The organism is Streptomyces sp. NPDC057654, from assembly GCF_042800135.1.
Lineage (GTDB): Bacteria > Actinomycetota > Actinomycetes > Streptomycetales > Streptomycetaceae > Streptomyces.
The window spans coordinates 1-2,782 of sequence record NZ_JBHVHQ010001028.1; the positions used below are offsets into that span (position 1 = coordinate 1).

At 72.9% G+C, this 2,782-nt stretch carries 2 protein-coding genes; both read left to right on the top strand.

Going from position 1 to position 2,782, the window contains the following annotated elements; all coding sequences use genetic code 11:
- The coding region (locus tag ACFU99_RS39905; protein WP_384402529.1) for an aldehyde dehydrogenase family protein at positions 1-1,293 on the top strand (1,293 nt) is incomplete at its 5' end.
- Positions 1,294-1,566: 273 nt separating this feature from the next.
- Positions 1,567-2,782: acyl-CoA dehydrogenase family protein (locus tag ACFU99_RS39910; RefSeq protein WP_384402532.1), on the top strand; the 1,216-nt coding region annotated here is incomplete at its 3' end.

Here is a 2,782-nt window from a genome sequence, read left to right on the forward strand (position 1 = left end):
GTGCGGGACGAGTTCACGGCGACGCCCGCGCACGTACGGGCGGCGGCGCTCGACCACGTGTCGCGGCGGCTCGTCGAGCGGACCGAGGAGATCGCGCGGCTGATCTCCGCCGAGAACGGCAAGCCGGTCAAGTGGGCCCGCGGCGAGGTCGGACGCGCCGTGTCGGTGTTCCGCTTCGCGGCCGAGGAGGCCCGCCGGTTCAACGGCGGCGAGGCGCAGCGGCTGGACACCGACGCCGGCGGCGTCGGCCGCCTGGCGCTCACCCGCCGCTTCCCGCGCGGCCCGGTCCTCGGCATCGCGCCGTTCAACTTCCCGCTGAACCTGTGCGCCCACAAGGTCGCCCCGGCGATCGCCGTCGGCACGCCGATCATCCTCAAGCCCGCCCCGGCCACCCCGCTGTCCGGCCTGATCATCGGCGAGCTGCTCGCCGAGACCGACCTGCCGGCCGGCTCGTGGAGCGTGCTGCCCGTCGGCAACGACCGGATGCCCGGCCTGGTGGCCGACGAGCGGCTGCCCGTCATCTCCTTCACCGGCTCCGGCCCCGTCGGCTGGTCCCTGCTGGACGCCGCGCCCCGCAAGCACACCACCCTGGAGCTCGGCGGCAACGGCGCGGCCGTCGTCCTCGCCGACTGGTCCTCCGAGGCCGACCTGGACCGCGCGGCGCAGCGCATCGCCACGTTCTCCAACTACCAGGGCGGCCAGTCCTGCATCTCGGTGCAGCGCGTGATCGCCGACGTGAGCGTCTACGACCGGCTCGTGCCGAAGGTCGTCGCGGCCGTCGAGGCGCAGGTCACCGGGGACCCGTCCGACGACGCGACCGACGTCGGCCCGCTGGTCAGCGAGGACGCCGCCAAGCGCGTCGAGTCCTGGGTCGACGAGGCCGTACAGGCGGGCGCGAAGCTCCTCGCGGGCGGCAAGCGGGACGGCGCCTCGTACGCCCCGACCGTCCTCGCGGACGTGCCCGCCGGTGTGAAGGTCGCCTGCGAGGAGATCTTCGGCCCGGTCCTGACCCTGACGAAGGCCGACGGCGAGGAGGCGGCCTTCGCGGCCGTCAACGACTCGCCGTACGGGCTCCAGGCGGGCGTCTTCACCCGCGACGTGCAGACCGCCTTCCGCGCCCACCGCGCCCTGGAGGTCGGCGGCGTGATCATCGGCGACGTGCCGTCCTACCGCGCCGACCAGATGCCCTACGGCGGCGCCAAGCAGTCCGGCGTGGGCCGCGAGGGCGTGCGGTACGCCATGGAGGACTACACCTACGAGCGCGTCCTGGTCCTCACCGACCTCGACCTCTGAGCGGGCCCGGCGCTTGAACGCGGCGCGCTCCGGAACCCTGTACCCGGAGCGCGCCCCGTTCCCCCGCCCCGGCGGCCGCGTACGCCGCCACCAGGCATCACGGACTACGACCCGTTCCGCCGCCCCGTCCTCACGCGGCGGAGCCGGCTACACCGGCCCGCGTCCGTTCTGCGCGGGGGCTGGTAGAGCCCGTACGGATCGGGTACATACGGACGAGTAGCACCGGTCGGTAGCCGACCGGTACAACCCGACACCGCGGCGAGGTGAGCCCTCATGACCGCACCATCCGTACGACCCGTGAGCGAACGCGAGGCACGACAGGTCGCCGAGGCCGCCCGCGAACAGGACTGGCGCAAGCCCAGCTTCGCCAAGGAGCTGTTCCTCGGCCGCTTCCGGCTCGATCTGATCCACCCCCACCCGATGCCGGAACCGGAGGCCGTCGACCGCGGCGAGGAGTTCCTCGCCAAGCTGCACGCCTTCTGCGAGACGGAGATCGACGGCGCCCGCATCGAGCGCGAGGCGCGGATCCCGGACGAGACGATCAACGGGCTCAAGGAGCTCGGCGCACTCGGGATGAAGATCGACACGAAGTACGGCGGACTCGGCCTCACCCAGGTGTACTACAACAAGGCCCTGGCCCTGGTCGGCTCCGCCAACCCCGCGCTCGGCGCGCTGCTCTCCGCCCACCAGTCCATCGGCGTGCCCCAGCCGCTGAAGATCTTCGGCACCCAGGAGCAGAAGGACGCCTTCCTGCCCCGCTGCGCCCGTACGGACATCTCCGCGTTCCTGCTCACCGAGCCGGACGTGGGCTCGGACCCGGCCCGCCTCGCGACGTCCGCCGTGCCCGACGGCGACTCGTACATACTCGACGGCGTCAAGCTCTGGACCACCAACGGCGTCGTCGCCGACCTCCTCGTCGTGATGGCCCGGGTCCCCAAGTCCGAGGGCCACAAGGGCGGCATCACCGCCTTCGTCGTCGAGGCCGCCGCCGAGGGCGTCACCGTCGAGCGGCGCAACGCCTTCATGGGGCTGCGCGGCATCGAGAACGGCGTGACCCGCTTCCACCGGGTCCGCGTCCCGGCCGCGCACCGCATCGGCCCGGAGGGCGCCGGCCTGAAGATCGCGCTCACCACCCTCAACACCGGCCGCCTCTCGCTGCCCGCCATGTGCGTCGGCGCCGGCAAATGGGCCCTGAAGATCGCCCGCGAGTGGTCGGTGGCGCGCGAGCAGTGGGGCAAGCCGATCGCCAGGCACGAGGCCGTCGGCGCCAAGATCTCCTTCATCGCGGCCACCACCTTCGCCCTCGAAGCCGTCGTCGACCTCTCCTCCCAGATGGCCGACGAGGACCGCAACGACATCCGGATCGAGGCCGCGCTCGCCAAGCTGTACGGCTCCGAGATGGGCTGCCTGATCGCCGACGAGCTGGTCCAGATCCGCGGCGGCCGCGGCTTCGAGACCGCCGCCTCGCTCGCGGCCCGCGGCGAACGCG